Here is a 22,614-nt window from a genome sequence, read left to right as displayed (position 1 = left end):
GGCATTTCTTTCTCTTACCGTTTAAAGACTACCTACCTCCTTTAATCGCCCGTTACCGAACCGACTTATCCCTCCTGTCTCTACCCTTTTCCTGCCCGAAACGGTCAAAGCCACAGGCCAGTTTGAGCGCCCCCCTCCCACAGCCAGCTATCGACACGATAGCGTTTTTTGCATCCGGTTATTTTCTTGCCCCTTAAAATCACCTAGTATAGCCACCCATGTAACTACAGTAAATGTACCAACTAAGGGCCGATATGCAAAAAACCCGCTTTAGCGATGCACCTTGCCCCGTCGCACGTTCATTAGATCGTGTCGGAGAATGGTGGAGCATTCTGATCCTGCGTGATGCCTTTCAGGGGTTATCCAAATTCGACGAATTCCAACAAAGTCTGGGGATGTCACCGACTCTCCTGGCCCGGCGACTGAAGGATTTGGTAGCCCACGGCATTCTGCATAAGCAACGTTATCAAACGCGGCCGGTTCGCTATCAGTATCTGCTCACCGAACGCGGCAACGATTTTCTCCCCGTGCTGGCGGCTCTTTCAGAATGGGGCAATCGCCATTTGATCGATGGTGACATCAGCGCCTTGTTAGTCGACGGCCGCACCGATCGGCCGATCCAGGTCCAATTGGTCAATGTCGATACCCAACAGCAGGTGCCGCCGCAGTTTATTACGTTGGCACCAGGGCCTGCGGCAAATGAAGGCATACATCAACGCGCCGCACTGATGCGGCAACGGCGCCTCGCCGATTTACCCGAATTTACCAAGGAGCCATCATGAGCAATCGTCGTATCGTCATTACCGGCATGGGCGCCGTTTCACCGCTAGGGTGCGGTGTTGAAGCCATCTGGCAACGTTTGTTAAAAGGAGAGTCCGGCATTCGAGCGTTGCCTGACGAGATCGTTGCAGATTTACCGGTCAAGGTCGGAGGTCAGGTTCCGGCGCTGGCGCAGGATGCTGAAGCGGGCTTCAACCCCGACGCTGCCGTCGCCCCCAAGGACCAAAAGAAAATGGATCGCTTTATCCTGTTTGCCATGGCGGCGGCGGATGAAGCCGTTCGTCAGGCCGGCTGGATAGCCGATACGGACGAAAAACAAGAGCGCACCGCCACCGTCATCGCCTCGGGCATTGGCGGCTTCCCGGCGATTGCCCAGGCGGTGCGCACCACCGACAGCCGCGGCGCCAAGCGGCTGTCGCCGTTCACCATCCCCTCATTCCTGGTCAATCTGGCGGCCGGCCACGTTTCAATCAAACACCACTTCAAGGGGCCGATTGGCGCGCCGGTCACCGCCTGTGCCGCCGGCGTGCAAGCCATTGGCGACGCAGTGCGTATGATCCGCAATGATGAAGCCGATATCGCCGTGTGCGGCGGCACCGAAGCCGCTATAGATACCGTCAGCCTGGGCGGGTTCGCCGCCGCGCGCGCTATGTCCACCGCACCGGCCGAGTTGGCAAGGCAGGCTTCCCGGCCTTTCGACAGTGCACGGGACGGATTTGTCATGGGGGAAGGTGCCGGCATGCTGGTGATTGAAACGCTGGAACACGCGCTGGCGCGCGGCGCCACCCCGCTCGCGGAAATCGTCGGTTATGGCACCAGCGCCGACGCCTACCACATGACCTCCGGTGCCGAAGACGGCAACGGTGCTTATCGGGCGATGAAAATCGCGTTGAGGCAGGCGAACATCGCCCCAGAAGAGGTTCAGCATTTAAACGCACACGCGACGTCGACACCCGTAGGGGATCTGGGCGAAATCAATGCCATCAAACACCTGTTTGGCACGACAGGAAGCGTCGCGGTAACCTCGACAAAATCCGCCACCGGGCACCTGCTCGGCGCCGCCGGGGGGCTGGAAACCATCTTTACCGCCTTGGCGCTGCGCGATCAGATCGCCCCCGCGACGCTGAATCTGGACAATCCCGATCCGGCGGCGGCAGGTTTACACCTGGTCGCGAAACGGGCTGAATCGATGAACATAACCTACGCCTTATCGAACGGCTTCGGCTTTGGCGGCGTGAATGCGAGTATTCTACTGAAACGCTGGTAGGACGAGTAAACGGCACAAACAAAAACCTCCGCCAAGGGCGGAGGTTATTCCTTTTATTTGACAGGGAGCCGCTTAAGCGGTCACAGCCCTGTCTTCCATGGCTTCTCGCCAACCTCCCAGCCATTGAGACCGGGCGTCCACCGATGATTGGTAGGGACAATGTTCCCTGGAACGCCCTAAAATACCTGCCTGATACCCTCTCGAATGCGCCCTTTCCAGACGATCGCGTTTCTGTCTCTTCATGCCTCGTTTCCCTCATTTTGGTCTGGTGGAAAGAAAACAATGGCTGCTTTTTGCGCAGCCACGAGTAATCAATAGCGCTAAAAGAAGAGAAGATCAATGCGCAAAATTCACGCCAATGTCATATTTGTGAGCTACGCCCGAGGAAAGTGCTAAGTGGCTGATCTGCTGGGAAAGGGGTTAACTGTTTGAAATGAAATAGAAATCCCTGCCAGCGAGAAAAAACGGATTTTCACGCCGACAGGGATTAGACGATTTTAGACCAAATTATGACTAAATGCCGCCCATCTGTGCTGCGATAGCCTGGGCTTCCTGCTGCCACCCCTGCGCCAGAGTGCGCACCAGGGCATCATAGCCGTCTTCACCCTGTTTCAGCTCCAGGTTGAAAGGCCTTTTGATCAAACGCCCCTGGCGGTTCAGCACCCACTCGCCGCGAATGATCGCTTTCCCGTCAAAGCGACCGTGAAAGCCGCTGATGGTCACGTTCAGCACATCCTGATCGCTGCTCATCGGCTGCGAAGAGACCACCCACCCCGGCAGCGCGCTGCTCAGGTTGGTGACCAGCGTTTGCTGCAACTGCTGGTCGAGCGGGCTGGCCCACAGGTTGTTCTGGGCTATCACATACTGTACGTCGTTGGTCTGATACACCACGCCGCTCTGCGCCAGATAATCCGCCACGCTCACGTGTTCCAGCCACAGCTGGCGCGTGGAAGCGCCGCTGCTGCTGGCCGCAGCAGGCGCACCCAGCGCCGGCAACTGATAGTAAGTCTTTTGTGGTGAACTGCTGCAGGCGCTGAGCAACAGCGCTAGGGCTACCGGGATCCATTTCATCATTTCGTGGCCTTCTTCGGCTGAGGGTCATTGCTGCCGGCGGCTTCAAACACCAGCGCGTTGCTCTTCTCATTCAGGGTGCGCAGCACCGGTTGCAGCTCACGCAACACCTGGTCGAGGCGCTGCATATCGCCCACCATCTTGTTGTAAGCCGGTGAACCAGGCTGGAACCCTTTCATGCTGCGGTTCAGTTCCAACAGCGTTTTCTGCATGTCCTGCGGCAGCGCCTGCATCTCTTTGCTGGCGATGATGTCGTTCAGCGACTTCATGGTCTGCTGCGTCGACTTCATGGTTTTCTGACTCTCCGCCAGCGTCTTGGTCGCTTCGTTGATCATCGGATTGATCGGCATTGAGTTGATCTTATCCAGCGTCTGCATCAGTTTCTGCTGGATCTGCGCCAGACCGCCGCTGGTGGTCGGCATCAGCGGATAACCGAACAGCTCGCGCGGCCCTTTCCACGGTTTTTCCTGCGGATAGAAGTCGAGATCGATGTACAGCGAACCGGTCAGCAGGTTGGCGGACTTCATCGAGGCGCGCATGCCGCGAGATTCCGCATCTTTCAGGTGCCCTTCAATATCGAAGTTGCCGCCCAGCTGTTTCTGGAAGCGATCCGGCTCGATGCGGATCAGCACCGGAATGCGGTAATCGTTATCCAGACGCTGCGCCATGCCGTCTTTATAGAACGGCACCTGCGCCACCGTACCCAGACGGATGCCGCGGAACTCGACCGGCGCGCCCGGCTGCAGGCCGCGTACCGAGTCGGAGAAGAACAGCAGGTAATCCTTATGCACGGTATACAGTGAATCCTGCGTGCTGCGCTGGTTGTCGAACAGCTGATATTCCGCCTTCTCTTTCGCCTGATCGCCGCGATCCCAGCCGTCCGGCACGTCAAAACTGACCCCGCCGCTGAACAGCGTGGTCAACGAGCCCATCTCCACCCGCATGCCCTGCGCCGACATATCGAACGCCACGCCGCTGTCTTTCCAGAAGCGCACGTTGGTGGTGACCAACTGATCGTAAGGCGCGGTGATGAACAGCTGATAGCGCATGGCGCGTTCTTTAGGATCGAAGTAGCTGGTTTCCACCGACCCGACGCGATAACCGCGGAACAGCACCGGATCGCCGGCGTTGAGCTGGCCTGATTTCTCGCTGTCCAGCACGATGCGCAACCCTTTGGCATCCGGGGAAGCCAGCGGCGGCGCATCGAGCAGCTGATAGTTGTCTTTGCCGTCTTTGCCTTTGTTGCCCGGCTGCAGTTCGATATAGGCGCCGGAGAGCAGCGTGCCCAGCCCGGAGACGCCTTCACGGCCGATCTGCGGCTTCACCACCCAGAAGGCGGAATCCTGGCGCAGCAATTTTTCCATGCCGGAATTGAGGCGAGCCTGCACCATCACCTTGCTCAGGTCATCGCTCAACGTGACGGTTTCCACCACCCCGACGTCAACGCTGCGGCTTTTGATTTTGGTTTTACCCGCTTCCAGCCCTTCCGCCGTCGTGGTCACCAGCGTCACCACCGGCCCCTGATGGCTGAAGTGGTAAAACAGGATCCAGGCGCCGATCAGCGCGGTCACGATGGGAATGATCCACACCGGCGACCAGCGTTTGATCTTCTCAACGTCTGCGACGCTATGATTATTTTCCGTCACCTTGCGGCTCCTTGTTGATTGTTTCACTTGCGCGATCCCAGGTCAGCCGGGGATCAAATGTCATGGCGGCGAACATGGTGAGGATCACCACCAGCGCGAACAGCACGGCGCCCGTCGCGGGATAAATGCTCATCAACTGCCCCATTCGCACCAACGCCGACAACACGGCGATCACAAACACGTCGATCATTGACCAACGGCCAACGAATTCGACCACTTCATAAATCAGATGCATACGCTCGCTGTCGGCGCGCGGTTTCTTCCTGCCGTTCGCATCCCAGCACAGCCAGCCGATCGCCAACATTTTCAGCGACGGCACCATGATACTGGCGATGAAAATCACCATCGCCACCGGATAAGAGCCGTCCCCCCACAGCAGGATCACCCCCGCCATGATGGTGGAGTTCATCTTGTTGCCCAGCGCCTCGGTCACCATGATCGGCATCAGGTTGGCCGGAATATACAGCATGACAGAGGTCACCAGCAGCGCCAGCGTCCACTGCAGGCTGTGACGACGCCGCACGTAGCCCTTGGTGTGACAGCGCGGACAGCGCACCTGATCGGCCGGCAGGATCGCCGTGCAGCACGCGCAGGAGCGCACGCCCTGGCGCATGCCGGTGCGCCCCACCGTCAGCGGGCGATGCAGTCGCGGCGCCGGTTCGATATCCTGCCACAGCCAGCGCCGATCCACGCACTGGAAGGCGCGCACCTGCAGCAGGCAGAACAGGCAGTAAGGCACGAAGCTACTGCCGATGCCGATATCGCCGTAGGCCATCAGCTTGACGAAGCTGACCAGCACCCCGGCAAGGAAAATTTCCACCATGCACCAGGTCTTGAACTGGAACAGCACCCGAGCCATCCACTCTTTGAGCCCCAGCGGCAAGCGCACTCTGGCGCACAGCAGGATAATCGCCACCATGCAAAACGCCGGGATCAGCTGCACGAACACCATAAACAAGGTGGCCATGCTGGCGTAGTCTTCCGCCACCATCACTTCCGGGATTTGGATCAGCCGGATTTCGTTGCCGAGGCCGGCGACGCGCATGTTGATAAACGGGAAAATGTTGGCCAGCACCAGCATGAACAAGGCGCTGAGCGCGTAACCGATCGGCCGCTTGCGCGGCTCGTCCCAGCGGGCGCTGAGCGTGGTTTTGCAGCGCGGGCATACCGCTTTGCTGCCATAGGCCAGCGGCGGCAGCGCCACCAGCATGTCGCACTGCGGACACAGCATCAGGTTATCCTGCTGCGCCGCCGAGGGTGCGGAATGACTATGCTGCTGATGATTGTTGTGGGAACACACCATATTCCTCCTAAATAACGTCGCTCACCGGCACGTCGATGCCGCCCGCAGCAGCGCGCGGGCGGCATCGCAACGGTCAGCCGTTTTTCATCGCTTCCAGCTCTTCCCAACGGGCGAAAGCCTGTTCCAGCGCTTGCTCGGCATCAGCCAGCGCTGTCAGCACTTCTTGCGTTTCGCTATGCGGCCGCGTGAAGAAGTCGGCGTCGCTCATCTGCGCCTGCAGCGCTTCGATTTCCGCTTCCAGCTGTTCGAGCCGCTGCGGCAACTGTTCCAGCTCACGCAGCAGGTTGTAACTCAGCTTGGCCGCCGTTTTCTTCGGCTGTTCGGCCTTTTTCTCCGCCGCCGGTTTGCTCGCGCTCGGCGCCGCCTGACGAATCGGTTTCGCCGTCGCGCGCTGATGATGCGCATCGTAGTAACCGCCGACGAAGGCATTGATCACGCCGTTGCCTTCGAAGATCCAGCACTCGGTCACCGAGTTGTCAACGAACTGACGATCGTGGCTGACCAGCAGCACGGTGCCCTGATAGCCGTCGATCAGCTCTTCCAGCAGCTCCAGCGTTTCGACGTCGAGATCGTTGGTTGGTTCATCGAGGATCAACAGATTGCTCGGTTTCAGAAACAGCTTAGCCAACAGCAAGCGGTTACGCTCACCGCCCGACAGCGCCTTCACCGGCGTCATCGCGCGTTTCGGGTGGAACAGGAAGTCCTGCAGATAGCCCAATACGTGGCGAGGACGGCCGTTGACCATCACTTCCTGCTTGCCTTCCGCCAGGTTGTCCATCACCGTGCGCTCAGGATCGAGATCGGCGCGGTGCTGGTCGAAATAGGCCACTTCCAGCTTGGTGCCGCAGTGCACGCGGCCGCTGTCGGCTTTCAGCTGACCGAGCATCAGTTTCAGCAGCGTGGTTTTGCCGCAGCCGTTCGGCCCCACCAGCGCAATCTTGTCGCCGCGCTGCACCTGGGCGGAGAAACCGCGCACCAGCACCTTTTCGCCAACCTGATAATTGACGTCTTCCAGCTCGAACACGATTTTGCCAGAGCGGGTCGCCTCTTCCACCTGCATTTTGGCGGTGCCCATCACTTCGCGGCGCTGCGAGCGCTCGACGCGCAGCGCCTTCAGCGCGCGCACGCGGCCTTCATTGCGGGTGCGGCGCGCCTTGATGCCCTGACGGATCCAGACCTCTTCCTGCGCCAGCTTGCGGTCGAACTCGGCGTTTTGCAGCTCTTCCACCCGCAGCGCTTCTTCTTTGCTCTGCAGATACAGATCGTAGTTGCCCGGCCAGGAAACCAGCTTGCCGCGATCCAGATCGACGATGCGCGTCGCCATGTTGCGGATAAACGAACGGTCGTGCGAGATGAAGACGATGCTGCCGTCGAACTCTTTCAGGAAACCTTCCAGCCAGTCGATGGTTTCGATATCCAGGTGGTTGGTCGGTTCGTCGAGCAACAACACGCGCGGCGAGCTCACCAGCGCGCGGCCCAGCGCCGCTTTACGCAGCCAGCCGCCGGACAGTGAGGAAAGCTCGGCGTCGCCGTTCAGCCCCAGCTGCAGCAGCACTTCGCTGATGCGGCTGTCGAGCTGCCACAGCCCCTGGTGATCGAGGATCTCCATGATTTGCGCCATGCGCGCCAGGTTTTTCTCGCTCGGGTCGCTTTCCACCAGGTGGGAGATCGCGTGATAGGCCTTCAGGTGTTCCGCCTGCTCCGCAACGCCTTCCGCCACGAAGTCGAACACGCTGCCGCCGATATTGCGCGGCGGATCCTGTTGCAGACGCGCCACGATCAGATCCTGTTCGTAGATCACCCGACCGTCGTCCAGCGGGATCTCTTTGCCGAGGATCTTCAGCAGCGTGGATTTGCCGGCGCCGTTGCGCCCGACCAGACACACGCGCTCGTTGTCTTCAATATGAATTTCGGTGTTGTCTAACAGTGGCGCATCGCTGAAAGAGAGCCAGGCGCCGGACATGCTGATTAACGACATAGTAATTATTTTCCTTCGCCGGCGTGAGTCACCAGCCAGCAGTTGTGGATCTGACGGTTACGGGCAAAATCCTGCGACAGCGTCTTGGCGGTGATCTCTTTCGCCTCCAGACCCAACGCGCTCAGCCCTGCCATATCCATTTGGAAACCGCGCTTGTTGTTCGAGAACATGATGGTCCCGTTGCGGCGCAGCAACCGTTTCAAATCTTTCATCAGCGCCAGATGATCGCGCTGCACGTCAAAGGTGTTCTCCATCCGCTTGGAGTTGGAGAACGTCGGCGGATCGATGAAGATCACGTCGAACTGTTCATTGGCGTTGCTCAGCCAAGACAGGCAATCGGCCTGGATCAGCCGATGCTGACGGCCGGTCAGGCCGTTGGCGCGCAGGTTCTTCTCCGCCCATTCCAGGTAGGTGCGCGACATGTCCACCGTGGTGGTGCTGCGCGCGCCGCCCAGCCCGGCGTGCACGCTGGCGGTGCCGGTATAGGCGAACAGGTTGAGGAAGTCCTTGCCATTGCTCATCTCGCCCAGCATACGGCGCGCGATGCGGTGATCGAGGAACAGGCCGGTATCGAGATAGTCGGTCAGGTTGACCCACAGCTTGGCGTTATACTCTTCCACCAGCAGGAACTCGCCCTTCTGCGCCAGTTTCTCGTACTGATTTTTGCCCTTCTGGCGCTCGCGGGTTTTCAGGATCAGCTGATTCGACGGCAATTCCAGCACCGCCAGCGTCGCGTTGATCACATCGAACAGGCGCTGACGCGCCTTCTGCGCATCGACGGTTTTCGGCGGCGCATACTCCTGCACCACCACCTTGCTGCCGTAACGGTCCACCGCGACGTTGTATTCTGGCAGATCGGCGTCGTACAGGCGGTAGCATTCAATGCCTTGTTGCTTCGCCCACTTGTCGAGCTTCTTCAAATTCTTGCGCAGACGGTTGGCGAAATCTTCCGCCACCTGCACGCCGCCGGTGGCGCTACCGGCCGGGCTTGCCGCCAGCTGATAGTTTTTCTGCACGCACTCCAGCGGGCCGTTCTTCGCCTTGAACTGGCGCTCGGCGCGCAGCTGCAGGCAGCTCAACAGCTCCGGCGAGGCACTGAACAGCGAAAGCTGCCAGCCGCCGAAGGCGTTTTTCATCACGCGCCCCAGCATGTTGTGCAGCGCGATCAGCGCCGGTTCGCTTTCCAGACGCTCGCCGTAAGGCGGGTTGCTGATCACCGTGCCGTGCGGGCCTTCCGGCAGCGGGTTGGTCAAGCGCGCGACGTCGCCGACGTTGAAGGTGATCAGCTCGGCGACGCCGGCGCGGCGGGCGTTGCCGCGCGCCATCTCAATCACCCGGCGATCGATATCGGAGCCGAAGAAGCGAGAGGCGGTTTCCTGCAGGCCGCGACGCGCGCGCACCTGCGCTTCGGTGGTGACTTCACGCCACAGTTCGGCGTTGTGGCCATTCCAGGCGCTGAAGCCCCAGTGTTGACGGTGCAGACCCGGCGCGCGATCGGCGGCGATCATCGCCGCTTCGATCAACAGCGTGCCGGAGCCGCACATCGGATCAAGCATCGGCGTGCCCGGCTGCCAGCCGGAACGCAACACGATGGCGGCCGCCAGGTTTTCCTTCAGCGGCGCCTGGCCGGTGAGATCGCGGTAGCCGCGCTGGTGCAGGCCTTCGCCGCTCAGATCGAGCGCCACGCTAGCCATATCACGTTGCAGGAAGACGTTAACGCGAATGTCCGGCTGCTGCTTGGCGACCGTCGGGCGTTGGTCGAGTTTACGGGTAAAGCTGTCGACGATGGCGTCTTTCACCTTCAGCGCGCCATACTGGCTGTTGCGGATCTCTTCGTTCACGCCGCTGAAATGCACGGCAAAGGTTTTATCCACGCCAAAAATGCTCGGCCAGTCGATCACCTGCACCCCGAGGTACAGATCCAGATCGCTGTGCACGCGGAATTCGTTCAGCGGCAACAGAATGCGCGAAGCCAGGCGGCTCCACAGCAGGCTTTGGTACAGAAGACGATCGTCACCCTGAAAATGTACCCCGCCCTGCACCACTTTGCAGTCGTGAGCGCCAAGCGCTTCCAGCTCGCTTTTTAACAGTTCTTCCAATCCACGCGCCGTGCTGGCAAACAGAGAGTTCATATCGTACTTATCACCAAAAAGAAAATTGTTGCGCATTATAGCTAATCCGCACCGCTTGTCATAAAGTTGCTCCCTTCTATTTAATCATCGCACGGAGATAAGGGTGATCACGCTTTCCAGACTCTACGTCCATCCGGTTAAATCACTGCGCGGCCTGCAGCTTTCCTACGCCCAGGTCGGCAGCAGCGGTCTGGCCTTCGACCGCAACTTTATGATCACCGAGCCGGACGGCACCTTTATTACCGCGCGCCAATACCCGCAGATGGTGTTGTTCACGCCGGCGCTGTTGCCGGACGGGCTATTCCTGACCGCGCCGGACGGCGAAAGCGCCGCCATTCGCTTCAGCGACTTCGCCGCCGCGCCGCAGCCGACCGAGGTGTGGGGCAACCATTTCACCGCGCTGATCGCGCCAGATGAGATCAACCGCTGGCTAAGCGGCTATTTCCAGCGCGACGTGCAGCTGCGCTGGCTGGGGCCGGAGCTGACCCGCCGGGTGAAGAAGCACCCCGAAATCCCACTGACGTTTGCCGACGGCTATCCTTATCTGCTGATTAACCAGGCCTCGTTTAACGATCTGCAGCAGCGTTGCCCCGGCAGCATCAAGCTGGAACAGTTCCGCCCCAATCTGGTGGTGAGCGGCGCCACCGCCTGGGCCGAGGACGGCTGGCAGGTGATCCGCGTCGGCGACGTGATGTTCGATCTGGTGAAACCCTGCAGCCGCTGCGTGCTCACCACCGTCAGCACCGAGCGCGGCCGCAAGCACCCGAGCGGCGAACCGCTCAGCACGCTGCAAAAATTCCGCTCCGCCGACAACGGCGATATCGATTTCGGCCAGAATATGATCGCCCGCAACAGCGGCATCATCCGCGTGGGCGATACGGTGGAAGTGCTGTCGACCAAGCCGCCGCGCCCTTATGGCGCAGGCAAAGTGGTGGAGAGCGTGCAGGTGCCGCAAGACAGCGCGCACAGCGTCACGATCGAATATGAAGGAAAGGTGTTTACCGGCAACAACCAGCAGATCTTGCTCGAACAGTTGGAACAGCAAGGCATCCGCGTGCCTTACTCCTGCCGCGCCGGGATTTGCGGCAGTTGCCGCATTACGTTGCTGAGCGGTGAAGTCGCGCCCCTGAAGAAAAGCGCGCTGGGCGACAACGGCACCATCCTGTGCTGCAGCTGCATCCCGAAAAGTGATTTGACCCTGGCGTAATCCGCCTTATACCGCCCTGTCGTAAGCCGGGGCGGCGCTTTCATCCTGCGCGCACGGTTTCAGCCGATCGTGCATCACCTTGATGGCGTCGCCCAAGACCATGGTACGGCCAGCGACCGTCAGCTGATTTTGCGCCAGCAGGCACAGGCTGGCGTTATCCCCGGCCTCCACCACCAGCAAGCGCGCTTCCGCGCCGCTCTCCATCACTTTCACCGCCGCCAGCTCGCCGTTTTTCGGCTGCAGCGGGTAATGCTGCTGCGAGAAATGCCAGCTCTTTGGCATCAGCGGTTTCAGGAAGCGATAGGCGACCAGCGCATTCAGCACCAGCTCGGCGCGCTGTTCATGGCTAAGCTTGACCTGCTTGCACTGTTCTTCATAGGTGAAATAAAGGGCGGCGTCATCCACGCAAAAAGCACATTCATCAAAGGCGTCCGGCGTTAACATTTTGGCCGGGAAACGTGAACGAAAGATCATACCATTAGCTAAATCCAGCATTAGCCGATCGTGTTCGGCATCAAAATACCAACGCCAATTATCGTCAGGTTTTATCTTCATTTCGTATCCTTCTCGCTGCCTATGCCAACGCCGCACTCACCCTAAAAGGCGATTTTATCACCGATGAAATCGCTTAAACATCGGATAATTCCGCGAACGATATTTAAGCTAACGAACAAAATATAGACGAGCCGGGGGCAGAAATAAACCCCCGGAATAAAATGAGAGGAAAAATATTAGATATGGGTAACGATATCTTTAATCAAACGCGGGCCGTGATAGATAAATCCGGAATAAATTTGCAGCAGGCTCGCGCCGGCCTCCATTTTTTCGCGCGCCGCCGTCAGCGAATCGATGCCGCCTACGCCAATAATCGGCAGGCGCCCCTGCAGTTCGGTGGAGAGACGACGGATAACTTCGGTGCTGCGTGATTGCAACGGACGCCCGCTTAACCCGCCCGCTTGTTCGCAGTAATTCAACCCCTGGATCAATTTTCGATCCAACGTGGTATTGGTGGCGATCACGCCATCGATATTATGCCGCACCAGGCTATCGGCAATTTGGATCAATTCTTCTTCTGAAAGATCCGGCGCGATCTTTACCGCCACCGGCACATATTTGTGATGACGCGCATGTAATTCCTGCTGCTTATTTTTAATCGCAGCCAAAAGATCGTCCAGCGCTTCGCCATACTGTAAGGATCGTAACCCCGGCGTATTCGGTGAAGAGATGTTAATCGCGATATATCCGGCATACGGATAAACTTTATCCATGCAGATCAAATAATCGTCTTTGCCCTGCTCGACCGGCGTGTCTTTATTCTTGCCGATATTGATCCCAAGAATGCCGCCGAAATGGGATTTCTTAACGTTTTCAACCAGATTGTCCACGCCATGGTTATTGAACCCCATGCGGTTAATCAGGCCTTCCGCCTCAACCACGCGGAACAAGCGCGGCTTGTCGTTGCCCGGTTGCGGACGCGGCGTCACGGTGCCGACTTCCACATGGCCGAAGCCCATCGCGCCGAACGCATCGATGCATTCGCCGTTTTTATCCAGACCGGCGGCCAATCCCAGCGGGTTTTTAAACGACAGCCCCATGCAGTTGACCGGTTTGGTCGGCACGGACTGACGGACAAGAAACGCTAATGGGGTGCCGGTAATACGGCTGAGCTGACGAAAGGTCACTTCGTGCGCGCGCTCCGGATCGAGCTGGAACAACGCTTTCCTGATGAGGGGGTAGTACATGGACTCTCCTGATTTCCCGGTTGCAAACCGGGGGCGTATTATCCGGTATCCCCCGCCTAATTGGAATTGATTAAAGGCAAAAAAAGCCGTTTTTACGCAATCGTTTTCCCTCTTCACCGCCAAATCGGCGCTAATCCGCTTTTGCGCATATCCAAATCAAAAAATGAGATTTAAAAAACGCGCCCGGTTGCTGGTAGGTTTAAAACACTTCCCATTGATTTTCTAATTAAACCTAACTTTTAGTTATAAGGAGTGGCAATGCGCGTTATATCACTGGCCGGTAGCCCACGCATCCCATCACGTTCCGCCGCGCTGCTCTCGCTGAGTCAGAACTGGCTGCGGCAGCAAGGGGTGGAAGTGACGGCCTATACCCTGCACGACTTTGACGCCGAAGATCTGCTGTACGCCAACTTCAACAGTCCGGCGATCAAGGCGTTTGCCGAGCAGCTGGCGCAGGCCGACGGCCTGCTGATTTCCACGCCGGTTTATAAAGCGTCGTTCTCCGGCGCGCTGAAAACCCTGCTGGATCTGCTGCCGGAACGCGCTCTGGATCATAAGGTGGTGTTGCCGCTGGCGACCGGTGGTTCGATCGGCCACATGCTGGCGGTGGACTATGCGTTGAAACCGGTACTGGCGGCGCTGAAAGCGCAAGAGGTGCTGCACGGCGTGTTCGCCGACGACAGCCAGATCCAGCTGACCGACGAAGGCGCCACGCTCACCGACGCCGTGGCCGCCCGGCTGGAAGAGGCACTGGCCAGTTTCTATCTGGCACTTGGCCGCCGCAAACCGCCGGCGCTGCGCGTCGCCTCGCCACTGGCGGCGCGTCAAACCGCCTGAAACGCCTGGAAAAGGAGAGCCTGAATGAAACAACGCATTGCTTTGCGGCGTTGGCTGAGCGCCGCCGCCTTCACCGGCCTGCTGTCGCTGGTTTGGGCCAACGCCGCCGTCGCTCAGGATCCGGCGCAGTTCCGCATCGGCTACCAAAAAGGATCGGTCAGTCTGGTGCTGGCGAAGAGCCACCGGCTGCTGGAGGAACGTTTCCCCGCCACCCGCATCAGTTGGATCGAGTTTCCCGCCGGCCCGCAAATGCTGGAGGCCCTGAACGTCGGCAGCATCGATCTGGGCAGCACCGGCGATATTCCTCCGATCTTCGCGCAGGCCGCCGGGGCCGATCTGCTGTATGTCGGCGTTGAGCCGCCCAAACCGAAGGCGGAAGTGATCCTGGTGCCGGAAAACAGCCCGATCAAAACCGTCGCAGATCTGAAAGACCATAAGGTCGCGTTCCAGAAAGGATCCAGCTCACATAACCTGCTGCTGCGATCGCTGCAAAAAGCCGGACTGAAATTTACGGATATCCAGCCCGCCTATCTGACGCCCGCCGATGCGCGCGCCGCATTCCAACAGGGCAACGTCGATGCCTGGGCGATCTGGGATCCTTATTATTCCGCCGCGCTGCTGCAGGGCGGCGTGCGGGTGCTCGGCGACGGCACCGATCTGAACCAGACCGGCTCCTTCTATCTGGCGGCGCGCCCTTATGTCGAAGCCAACGGCGCCTTTATCAGCCAGATCCTGACGGTGCTGACCCAGGCCGATGCGCTCACCCGCAGCGACCGGGCGCAAAGCGTGACCTTGCTGGCCAACGCCATGGGGCTGCCGGAACCGGTGATCGCCAGCTATCTGGATCACCGCCCCCCGACCGCCATCACACCGCTCGATGCGCATACCATCGCCGCGCAGCAGCAAACCGCCGACCTGTTTTACACCAACCGGCTGGTGCCGGTGAAGGTCGACATCTCGCAACGCATCTGGCGCCCTAGCGCGCAATAAATACGGGAGAGCATTGACGATGAGCCTGAACGTTTTCTGGTTTTTACCCACCCACGGCGACGGCCACTATCTTGGCAGCGCACAAGGGGCGCGCAGCGTCGATCACGGTTACTTGCAGCAGATCGCCCAGGCGGCGGATCGGCTGGGATTCGGCGGCGTGCTGATCCCCACCGGCCGCTCCTGCGAAGACTCCTGGCTGGTGGCCGCCTCGCTGATCCCGGTCACCCAGCGGCTGAAATTTTTGGTCGCGCTGCGGCCGGGCATCATCTCCCCTACGCTGGCGGCGCGCCAGGCGGCGACGCTGGATCGCCTGTCCAACGGGCGCGCGCTGTTCAATCTGGTCACCGGCGGCGATCCGGAAGAGCTGGCGGCCGAGGGGCTGCACCTTAGCCATGAAGAACGCTACGAAGCCTCAACCGAGTTCACCCACATCTGGCGCCGGGTGCTGGAAGGGGAAACCGTCGATTTCCACGGCAAGCATATTCAGGTGAAAGGCGCCAAACTGCTGTTCCCGCCGGTGCAACAGCCGCGCCCGCCGCTCTATTTCGGCGGATCCTCCGCCGCCGCGCAGGATCTGGCCGCCGAGCAGGTAGAAATGTATCTCACCTGGGGAGAGCCGCCGGCGCAGGTTAAGGCGAAGATCGAAGAGGTGCGCGCCAAAGCGGCGGCGAAAGGCCGCCAGGTGCGTTTCGGCATCCGGCTGCACGTCATCGTGCGGGAAACCACCGAAGAAGCCTGGCGCGCCGCTGACCGGCTGATCGCCCACCTCGATGAGGAAACCATCGCCAACGCGCAGCAGGCCTTTGCGCGCTTCGACTCCGTCGGCCAACGGCGCATGGCGGCGCTGCACGGCGGCAAAAAGGATAACCTGGAGATCAGCCCGAACCTGTGGGCCGGCATCGGCCTGGTGCGCGGCGGCGCCGGCACCGCGCTGGTGGGCGATGGCCCGACGGTCGCGGCGCGCATGCAGGAATATGCCGATCTGGGCATCGACACCTTTATTCTCTCCGGCTATCCGCATCTGGAAGAGGCCTACCGCGTCGGCGAACTGCTGTTCCCGCACCTCGATCTGGCGCAGGAGGAAACGCCCGCTCGCCTTCAGCCGGTGCGTCCGCAGGGCGAAGTGGTGGCCAACATCTATGTTCCGCAAAAAGTATCGCAGAGCTGAGGAGCGCCCCGATGGCAAATAACGTACAACGCATCCTGTATCGGCTGGCTCCCTGGGCGCTGCCGTTGGCGCTGGTGATCATCTGGCAAATCGCCGTCGAAACCGGCTGGCTCTCCAACCGCATTTTGCCGGCACCGAGTGCGGTGCTGGCCGCCTTCTGGCGCCTGAGCCAAAGCGGCGAACTGTGGCAGCACCTGAGCATCAGCAGCCAGCGCGCGTTGTTAGGCTTCGCCATCGGCGGCAGCATCGGACTGATACTCGGCTTTATTACCGGGCTGTCGCGCTGGGGCGAACGCCTGCTGGACAGCTCGGTGCAAATGATCCGCAACGTGCCGCATCTGGCGCTGATCCCGTTGGTGATCCTGTGGTTCGGCATCGATGAATCCGCCAAGATCTTTCTGGTGGCGCTCGGCACGCTGTTCCCGATTTATCTCAATACCTATCACGGCATCAAAAACATCGATCGCGGCCTGTTGGAGATGGCTCGCAGCTACGGCCTGAGCGGTTTCCGCCTGTTTACACAGGTGGTGCTGCCGGGCGCGCTGCCGTCGATTATGGTCGGCGTGCGTTTCGCTCTCGGCTTCATGTGGCTGACGCTGATCGTCGCCGAAACCATCTCGGCCAATTCGGGCATCGGCTACCTGGCGATGAACGCGCGTGAATTTCTGCAAACCGACGTGGTGGTGGTGGCGATCGTGCTGTACGCCCTGCTCGGCAAGCTGGCGGACGTGGGCGCACAGCTGCTGGAGCGCGTCTGGTTGCGCTGGCATCCGGCCTATCAACTGAAACAGGGAGAAGCGCTATGACCCTTCCCGCTCGCCTTGCACAAGGCACGCCGGTGACGCTGGAGTCTATCGGCAAACGTTACGGCAACCGCACGGTGCTGGACAATATTCAGCTGCGCATTTCCGCCGGGCAGTTCGTGGCGGTGGTCGGCCGCAGCGGCTGCGGCAAGAGCACCCTGCTGCGCCTGTTGGCCGGCCTGGAACAGGCCAGCAGCGGCGCGCTGCTCAGCGGCAACGCGCCGCTCGCCGCCGCTAAAGAGGATACCCGGTTGATGTTTCAGGATGCGCGCCTGCTGCCATGGAAAACGGTGATCGATAACGTGGGTCTGGGGCTGCGCGGCCAGTGGCGCGACGCGGCGTTGCAAGCCCTGGAAGCGGTCGGTTTGGCGGATCGCGCCCGCGATTGGCCGGCGGCGCTGTCCGGCGGACAAAAGCAGCGGGTCGCCCTGGCGCGCGCGCTGATCCACCGCCCCCGCCTGCTGCTGCTGGATGAACCGCTCGGAGCGCTGGATGCCCTGACGCGCATCGAGATGCAAGGGCTGATAGAAACGCTGTGGCTACAACACGGTTTTACCGTACTGCTGGTCACACATGACGTCAGCGAAGCCATCGCGCTGGCGGATCGGGTGATCCTGATTGAAGAGGGGCATATCGGGCTGGATCTGAGCATCGATCTGCCGCGGCCGCGCCGCAAAGGCTCGGCCAGGCTGGCGGAACTGGAGGCCGAAGTGCTGGAACGGGTGTTATCGCCGCCTGCCGCGACGGACGCCGCGCGCCGGGCGGCGAATTGAATGAATGAAAAAGGGACGGCCCAGGCCGTCCCTTGATGTCTCTAGCGCGAAAAAATCAGGCGTCGAGCGCCTTGCTGATCTTCTCGTACAGATCGCCGGACAGGTTTTCCAACCCTTTCAGCTGTTCCAGCGCCTTACGCATCAGCGCCTGGCGGCCGGCATCGTAACGCTTCAGGCGAATCAGCGGTTCAATCAGGCGCGCGGCGATCTGCGGGTTGCGCTGGTTGAGATCGCTGAGGATCTCCACCAGGAACTGATAGCCGCTGCCGTCCGCGGCATGGAACGCCGCCGGGTTGCCGGAAGCGAAGCCGCCGATCAGCGAACGGGTGCGGTTCGGGTTGCTCAGGCTGAACGAGCGGTGTTGCAACAGCGCGCGCACCTTGCTCAACACGTCTGCCGCCGGGCTGCCGCCCTGCAGCACGAACCATTTGTCCATCACCAGGCCATCCTGATGCCAGCGCTCGTCGAACGCCGCCAGCAGCGCATCGCGGCACGGCAGCTGGGCCGCGACCGCGGCAGACAGCGCCGCCAGCGAGTCGGTCATGTTGTCCGCCTGGCGATACTGTTCGTTCACCAGCTGGTCCGCCAGCGCCTCATCTTCGCCGAACGCCAGATAGCCCAGGCACACATTGCGCAAGGCGCGCTTGGCGATCTCGGCATGCTCCACGCGGTAGCCGTCGGTCTTGTTGGCGTGATACACCGCCAGCCACTCTTCGGCCAACTCCCGCGCCAGGCAGCGTACGATCGCTTCGTGCACCGCGGCGATCGCTTCCGGATCGATAGTGGCGAACAGCTCGGCGATTTCGTTCTCCGACGGCAGCGTCAGGATCTGCGCCGCCAGCGCCGGATCCAGTTTTTCGTCCAGCAGCACCGCACGGAACGCATCGGCCACGTGCAGCGGCAGCGACAGTGGCTGCTTCTGCTGGTGCCGCGCCACGTTCAGCTTGATATAGGTCGCGAGCAGGCTCTGCGCCGCATCCCAACGCGCAAATTCATTGCGCGCGTGCTGCATCAGGAAGGTCAGTTGCTGATCGCTGTACGGATAGTCCAGTTTCACCGGCGCGGAGAATTCGCGCAGCAGCGACGGCACCGGCTTGTGCGCCACGCCGTCGAACACGAAGGTCTGCTCCGCTTCGGTGACGTTCAGCACGTTGTTGACCGGCAGGCCGCCTTTTTGCAATGGAATGACATTGCCTTCGCTGTCGTACAGTTCGATATCCAGCGGAATATGCAGCGGCAACTTCTCCGGCTGATCGGCGGTCGGCGCGGTTTTCTGGCTGACATGCAGGCGATATTGCTGAGTTTCCGCATCGTACTCGTCGCGCACCGTCAACAGCGGCGTGCCGGACTGGCTATACCAACGGCGGAAGCGCGACAGATCGACGTTAGACGCATCCTCCATCGCCTGAACGAAATCGTCGCAGGTAGCGGCGCTGCCGTCGTGGCGTTCGAAATAGAGCTGCATCCCTTTCTGGAAGTTCTCCTCCCCCAACAGGGTATGCATCATGCGGATCACCTCGGAACCCTTTTCATACACCGTGAGGGTGTAGAAGTTGTTCATCTCGATGACTTTGTCCGGGCGGATGGCGTGCGCCATCGGGCTGGCGTCTTCGGCAAACTGCGCGCCGCGCATCACGCGCACATTGTCGATGCGGTTGACCGAACGCGATCCCAGATCGGAACTGAATTCCTGATCGCGGAACACCGTCAGCCCCTCTTTCAGACTGAGCTGGAACCAGTCGCGGCAGGTCACGCGGTTACCGGTCCAGTTGTGGAAGTATTCGTGGCCGATCACCGCTTCGATGTTCAGGTAATCCTTGTCGGTCGCGGTTTCCGCCTTCGCCAGCACATATTTGGAGTTAAAGATATTTAACCCTTTGTTCTCCATCGCGCCCATATTGAAGAAATCGACCGCCACAATCATATAAATGTCGAGATCATATTCCAGGCCGAAGCGGGTCTCGTCCCACTTCATCGAGTTCTTCAACGAAGTCATTGCCCAATCGGCGCGATCCAGGTTGCCGCGATCGACGAACAGCTCCAGTGCGACCTTACGACCGGAACGGGTGGTGAAGCTGTCGCGCAGCACGTCGAAATCCCCCGCCACCAGCGCGAACAGGTAGCAAGGTTTCGGGAACGGATCCTGCCATTGCACCCAGTGGCGGCCATCGGCCAATTCGCCCTGGCCGATGCGGTTGCCGTTCGACAGCAGGAACGGATAGCGCGTCTTGTCGGCCACGATGCGGGTGGTAAAGCGCGCCAGCACGTCCGGGCGATCCTGGTAATAGGTAATGTGGTGGAAGCCTTCGGCTTCGCATTGCGTGCACAGCGCATCGCCGGACAGGTACAGCCCTTCCAGCGCGGTGTTCTTCGCCGGGTGAATATCGTTGACAATGGTAAGAGTGAATTGTGCCGGCAACTCTTCGATGATCAGCTGGTTATCCTGCTGACGGTAGGCGCTCCACGGTTGGCCGTCCACCTGAATGCTCACCAGCGTCAAATCTTCGCCATCCAGCACCAGCGGTGCGCCGACCGCCCCCTGACGTTTGATTTTGCTGACGGCGGTCACGCGCGTGGTTTCCGCGTCCAGACTGAAGTCCAAATCGATATCGGTCGTGGTGTAATCGGGCGCGCGATAATCGTGGCGGTATTTTGCCTGTGGCTGTTGTGTCATAAAAACCCTTAAACGTCTCAGTGAGTTATAGGTGCCAGGCCGCTCTTCTCCTTCGTACCGCAGCCGGTATGTTCCCCTGCGGCGCGCGGTGAGCCTGAATTGTGAATAAACTGTATCACAGCTGGCCGAAAAGCCCAGAGCCGCAGGGCGACCAGGAGAGAGAAATCAGAGGCAAATCATAAATCGCCCGGCAGGCGGCAGTGCGGGTGACCAATGGCCAAATAAAAATCAGCATTTAATGCTAAAAAACCGCCATCGCGGCGCGCCGGCATAGTTGAGGCGACACCGACGGCATGGTGGTATAATTGCGGCATCAGGCTCAGGGATGACTCGCACTATGAAAATTAAATACGCAATCTATTTTTTTACCCTGTGCCTGATGACTTCCTTCTCTCTGTTCATCGTCGATGAGCTGCTCGAAGCCCATTCCGACTACCGCGACAACCAGCTAAACCTGTACAAAATTGATCGCGCCAAAGAAATTTCCGAAGCTTTTCAGGCTGCGTTGCTGGCTCATCGCCTCAAACGATTGAGCCTGATCGATCCGCAAATCACCCGTGCGCAATGTTTGGCCGCCGATCGGGTGGCGCGTGAGAGAATCACCCGGATCCGCGAACATCTGGACGATGAGGTCGCCAGACAGCTCGGGGTTCGGCAAAAAATCGCCGCGCTGTCGATGATCGCTTTAATGGAACAGCTGCTGGATAATGACAACCTGCAGCTTTCGCAGGTCAATAACACCAACGCCAATCTGTTCAACATCAACAGCGCCTATTACATCTCGCAAACCAGCAAGAGTTATTACCGCTACACCTACGATACCCGGATGGTGGATACCGACTCCTTTATGTTTCTCGAGGCCATCCGCCTCAATAACCGGCTAAATATGTCATTGACGGAATTGAGCGATCAGATTATCGACGTCAACGTCAGCCAGCTCGTTCGCAAAGACGCCTATCTGAAGTCCATTCAGCTAACCGGCGTGCTGAACGCGCTGAGCACCCGATTGATCTTCATGAAGATCAACTACGACGATGGACAAATCACCAACATCGTCAATGCGTTGCTCGCCCAGGTGTCCGCTGAACGCCTCCAGCAGATTACCAATGGGCTGTATACCGCTATCGATACCCATAAGCCCTACCCCACAGCGCTTATTTCGCGCTATGTCGACGATGTGAGCGGGCTTTCGCAGGCGCTGTATCAACGCAGTTTCGAATTGGAAACCCTCGCCTCGCGCCACAAGATTTACGACAGCCAGACGACCATTTACGGCATGATCGCACTCGCCGGCCTGGTGGTTTTGCTGTTCATTTTGCCGGCGTTGGTGTTCTGCACCAGCATCAACCGCTGGCTGACCAAGACCCACAACAATATCGTGCGGCTGTCGCGCGGTGAGATGAATATCGATAGCAACGACGCCTTCTACAGCCAGGAATTGATCGCCATCAGCGACGCCATTCAGCAGCTCAGGCAATACCAGCTGGACAAGGTCTCGCTGGAGAGCGAGAAACAACTGCTGATTAAAGAGCTCGAGGCCTCTTCCTTCCTCGATCCGCTCACCAATATCTACAACCGCCGTAAATTCTTCCTTGAATGTCAACTGCTGGGCAACGCCAGCTACCCACAGGCCTTTTGCCTGATCGACATCGATAATTTCAAACAACTCAACGACAGCTACGGCCACGACGTGGGTGACCGGGCGCTGGTGGCCTTCGGCCACCTGCTGCAACGCGCGTTCCGCGCCAGCGACATCTTCTGCCGCTATGGCGGCGAAGAGTTCGCGGTACTGCTGGGCAACTGTTCGTTGGACAACGCGCGGGACATCATGGAGCAATTGCGCGCCCGTACTCATCGTCTGACGCTACATCTGGCCGACGGACGGCAAGTGCGTTTCACCACCAGCTGCGGCATTGCGCCAGTCAGCGCGTTCACCGCGCTGCAGGCGGCGATCAAACAGGCGGACGAAGCGCTCTACTTTTGCAAAAAGAACGGCAAGGATCGGGTCAGCGTGCATACCCAGGCCGGCTTTATCTGATTCGCTGTTTAAAATAATTAACATTATAATTTTTATGACTAATTAGGCTAAGTCATTCACCTTACAGGCATATCTGGCTTTTTTTCCTCCCCGCCGCTATCCGGCTGCCATAAAGGCACGTTTAATCCTCGACCCGCTTCGGTGATTTATGGTGTGATGCAGCTTCAATAACAGGATAATCCGGGTATACTCCACCCCCACTTTT

Annotated in this window: 18 protein-coding genes; 9 read left to right on the top strand and 9 right to left on the bottom strand. The window is 59.5% G+C overall.

Features of this window, described 5'->3' with window-relative positions:
- Positions 1-254 precede the first annotated feature (254 nt).
- Positions 255-782: a helix-turn-helix domain-containing protein gene (locus MMS95_RS16050; RefSeq protein WP_031300129.1), complete on the top strand. Its 528-nt coding sequence runs from the start codon at positions 255-257 to the stop codon at positions 780-782.
- On the top strand, positions 779-2,047 hold the full coding sequence (gene fabF / locus MMS95_RS16045; protein ID WP_242141944.1) for a beta-ketoacyl-ACP synthase II: 1,269 nt from the start codon (positions 779-781) through the stop codon (positions 2,045-2,047). Before MMS95_RS16050 ends, fabF begins: the two co-directional genes overlap by 4 nt.
- A gap of 72 nt (positions 2,048-2,119) precedes the next feature.
- On the opposite strand, the gene rmf is transcribed toward fabF, so the two are convergent.
- The 6 genes from rmf to rlmKL form a co-directional block, all read right to left on the bottom strand.
- Positions 2,120-2,290 (bottom strand): ribosome modulation factor, encoded by a 171-nt coding sequence (gene rmf / locus MMS95_RS16040; protein WP_004928150.1) that lies wholly within the window; start codon positions 2,288-2,290, stop codon positions 2,120-2,122.
- A 270-nt stretch (positions 2,291-2,560) separates the two neighbouring features.
- On the bottom strand, positions 2,561-3,121 hold the full coding sequence (gene pqiC / locus MMS95_RS16035) for a membrane integrity-associated transporter subunit PqiC (protein WP_015377354.1): 561 nt from the start codon (positions 3,119-3,121) through the stop codon (positions 2,561-2,563).
- On the bottom strand, positions 3,118-4,764 hold the full coding sequence (gene pqiB / locus MMS95_RS16030) for an intermembrane transport protein PqiB (RefSeq protein ID WP_075684389.1): 1,647 nt from the start codon (positions 4,762-4,764) through the stop codon (positions 3,118-3,120). Before pqiB ends, pqiC begins: the two co-directional genes overlap by 4 nt.
- The gene (gene pqiA, locus MMS95_RS16025; protein ID WP_015377352.1) at positions 4,751-6,067 is read right to left on the bottom strand and encodes a membrane integrity-associated transporter subunit PqiA; all 1,317 of its coding nucleotides are present in this window, start codon (positions 6,065-6,067) and stop codon (positions 4,751-4,753) included. Before pqiA ends, pqiB begins: the two co-directional genes overlap by 14 nt.
- A 73-nt stretch (positions 6,068-6,140) precedes the next feature.
- A complete protein-coding gene (locus MMS95_RS16020; RefSeq protein WP_015377351.1) occupies positions 6,141-8,045 on the bottom strand; it encodes an ABC transporter ATP-binding protein in 1,905 nt (634 codons plus the stop codon).
- Positions 8,046-8,050: 5 nt separating this feature from the next.
- A complete protein-coding gene (rlmKL, locus tag MMS95_RS16015; protein WP_242141942.1) occupies positions 8,051-10,177 on the bottom strand; it encodes a bifunctional 23S rRNA (guanine(2069)-N(7))-methyltransferase RlmK/23S rRNA (guanine(2445)-N(2))-methyltransferase RlmL in 2,127 nt (708 codons plus the stop codon).
- Between the two features lie 103 nt (positions 10,178-10,280).
- On the opposite strand from rlmKL, the gene MMS95_RS16010 reads away from it, so the two are divergent.
- On the top strand, positions 10,281-11,384 hold the full coding sequence (locus tag MMS95_RS16010) for a YcbX family protein (protein ID WP_075684387.1): 1,104 nt from the start codon (positions 10,281-10,283) through the stop codon (positions 11,382-11,384).
- A 6-nt stretch (positions 11,385-11,390) separates the two neighbouring features.
- Here the strand turns inward: MMS95_RS16010 and MMS95_RS16005 are convergent, their stop codons facing one another.
- A complete protein-coding gene (locus MMS95_RS16005) occupies positions 11,391-11,939 on the bottom strand; it encodes a cell division protein ZapC (protein WP_004928171.1) in 549 nt (182 codons plus the stop codon).
- A gap of 176 nt (positions 11,940-12,115) precedes the next feature.
- The gene (pyrD, locus tag MMS95_RS16000; protein ID WP_015377348.1) at positions 12,116-13,126 is read right to left on the bottom strand and encodes a quinone-dependent dihydroorotate dehydrogenase; all 1,011 of its coding nucleotides are present in this window, start codon (positions 13,124-13,126) and stop codon (positions 12,116-12,118) included.
- 258 nt (positions 13,127-13,384) lie between these two features.
- Here pyrD and ssuE point away from each other — a divergent pair, with 258 nt between their 5' ends.
- The 5 genes from ssuE to ssuB are packed head-to-tail and all read left to right on the top strand — an operon-like array spanning position 13,385 to position 17,697.
- Entirely contained in the window at positions 13,385-13,963 is a 579-nt protein-coding gene (gene ssuE, locus MMS95_RS15995; RefSeq protein ID WP_004928176.1) for an NADPH-dependent FMN reductase, read from the top strand.
- A 24-nt stretch (positions 13,964-13,987) separates the two neighbouring features.
- On the top strand, positions 13,988-14,953 hold the full coding sequence (locus MMS95_RS15990) for a sulfonate ABC transporter substrate-binding protein (RefSeq protein WP_088381439.1): 966 nt from the start codon (positions 13,988-13,990) through the stop codon (positions 14,951-14,953).
- 19 nt (positions 14,954-14,972) lie between these two features.
- Positions 14,973-16,121 carry an FMNH2-dependent alkanesulfonate monooxygenase gene (gene ssuD / locus MMS95_RS15985; RefSeq protein ID WP_015377346.1) on the top strand — a complete coding sequence of 383 codons (1,149 nt, stop codon included), beginning with the start codon at positions 14,973-14,975 and terminating at the stop codon, positions 16,119-16,121.
- Between the two features lie 11 nt (positions 16,122-16,132).
- A complete protein-coding gene (gene ssuC, locus MMS95_RS15980; protein WP_044031527.1) occupies positions 16,133-16,927 on the top strand; it encodes an aliphatic sulfonate ABC transporter permease SsuC in 795 nt (264 codons plus the stop codon).
- Entirely contained in the window at positions 16,924-17,697 is a 774-nt protein-coding gene (gene ssuB, locus MMS95_RS15975) for an aliphatic sulfonates ABC transporter ATP-binding protein (RefSeq protein WP_015377344.1), read from the top strand. Before ssuC ends, ssuB begins: the two co-directional genes overlap by 4 nt.
- 55 nt (positions 17,698-17,752) lie before the next feature.
- Here the strand turns inward: ssuB and pepN are convergent, their stop codons facing one another.
- Positions 17,753-20,371: an aminopeptidase N gene (gene pepN, locus MMS95_RS15970; RefSeq protein WP_242141940.1), complete on the bottom strand. Its 2,619-nt coding sequence runs from the start codon at positions 20,369-20,371 to the stop codon at positions 17,753-17,755.
- Between the two features lie 337 nt (positions 20,372-20,708).
- Between pepN and MMS95_RS15965 the strand changes: the two genes are divergently transcribed.
- Positions 20,709-22,409: a GGDEF domain-containing protein gene (locus MMS95_RS15965; protein WP_242141938.1), complete on the top strand. Its 1,701-nt coding sequence runs from the start codon at positions 20,709-20,711 to the stop codon at positions 22,407-22,409.
- The last annotated feature ends 205 nt before the right edge of the window (positions 22,410-22,614 follow it).

This window comes from Serratia sp. PGPR-27 (assembly GCF_022678525.1).
GTDB classification, from domain to species: Bacteria; Pseudomonadota; Gammaproteobacteria; order Enterobacterales; family Enterobacteriaceae; genus Serratia; species Serratia nematodiphila.
Note: the sequence above shows the minus strand (reverse complement) of the source record. Positions and strands in the feature narration are given on the sequence as shown.

Excerpts from the sequence above, each read along its gene's own strand:
- pepN (WP_242141940.1), bottom strand. The coding sequence starts at position 20,371 with ATGACACAACAGCCACAGGCAAAATACCGCCACGATTATCGCGCGCCC.
- MMS95_RS16050 (WP_031300129.1), top strand. The coding sequence starts at position 255 with ATGCAAAAAACCCGCTTTAGCGATGCACCTTGCCCCGTCGCACGTTCA.
- MMS95_RS16020 (WP_015377351.1), bottom strand. The coding sequence starts at position 8,045 with ATGTCGTTAATCAGCATGTCCGGCGCCTGGCTCTCTTTCAGCGATGCG.
- rlmKL (WP_242141942.1), bottom strand. The coding sequence starts at position 10,177 with ATGAACTCTCTGTTTGCCAGCACGGCGCGTGGATTGGAAGAACTGTTA.
- pyrD (WP_015377348.1), bottom strand. The coding sequence starts at position 13,126 with ATGTACTACCCCCTCATCAGGAAAGCGTTGTTCCAGCTCGATCCGGAG.
- pqiA (WP_015377352.1), bottom strand. The coding sequence starts at position 6,067 with ATGGTGTGTTCCCACAACAATCATCAGCAGCATAGTCATTCCGCACCC.
- pqiC (WP_015377354.1), bottom strand. The coding sequence starts at position 3,121 with ATGATGAAATGGATCCCGGTAGCCCTAGCGCTGTTGCTCAGCGCCTGC.
- ssuE (WP_004928176.1), top strand. The coding sequence starts at position 13,385 with ATGCGCGTTATATCACTGGCCGGTAGCCCACGCATCCCATCACGTTCC.
- ssuB (WP_015377344.1), top strand. The coding sequence starts at position 16,924 with ATGACCCTTCCCGCTCGCCTTGCACAAGGCACGCCGGTGACGCTGGAG.
- rmf (WP_004928150.1), bottom strand. The coding sequence starts at position 2,290 with ATGAAGAGACAGAAACGCGATCGTCTGGAAAGGGCGCATTCGAGAGGG.
- ssuD (WP_015377346.1), top strand. The coding sequence starts at position 14,973 with ATGAGCCTGAACGTTTTCTGGTTTTTACCCACCCACGGCGACGGCCAC.
- MMS95_RS15965 (WP_242141938.1), top strand. The coding sequence starts at position 20,709 with ATGAAAATTAAATACGCAATCTATTTTTTTACCCTGTGCCTGATGACT.
- ssuC (WP_044031527.1), top strand. The coding sequence starts at position 16,133 with ATGGCAAATAACGTACAACGCATCCTGTATCGGCTGGCTCCCTGGGCG.
- fabF (WP_242141944.1), top strand. The coding sequence starts at position 779 with ATGAGCAATCGTCGTATCGTCATTACCGGCATGGGCGCCGTTTCACCG.
- MMS95_RS15990 (WP_088381439.1), top strand. The coding sequence starts at position 13,988 with ATGAAACAACGCATTGCTTTGCGGCGTTGGCTGAGCGCCGCCGCCTTC.
- MMS95_RS16005 (WP_004928171.1), bottom strand. The coding sequence starts at position 11,939 with ATGAAGATAAAACCTGACGATAATTGGCGTTGGTATTTTGATGCCGAA.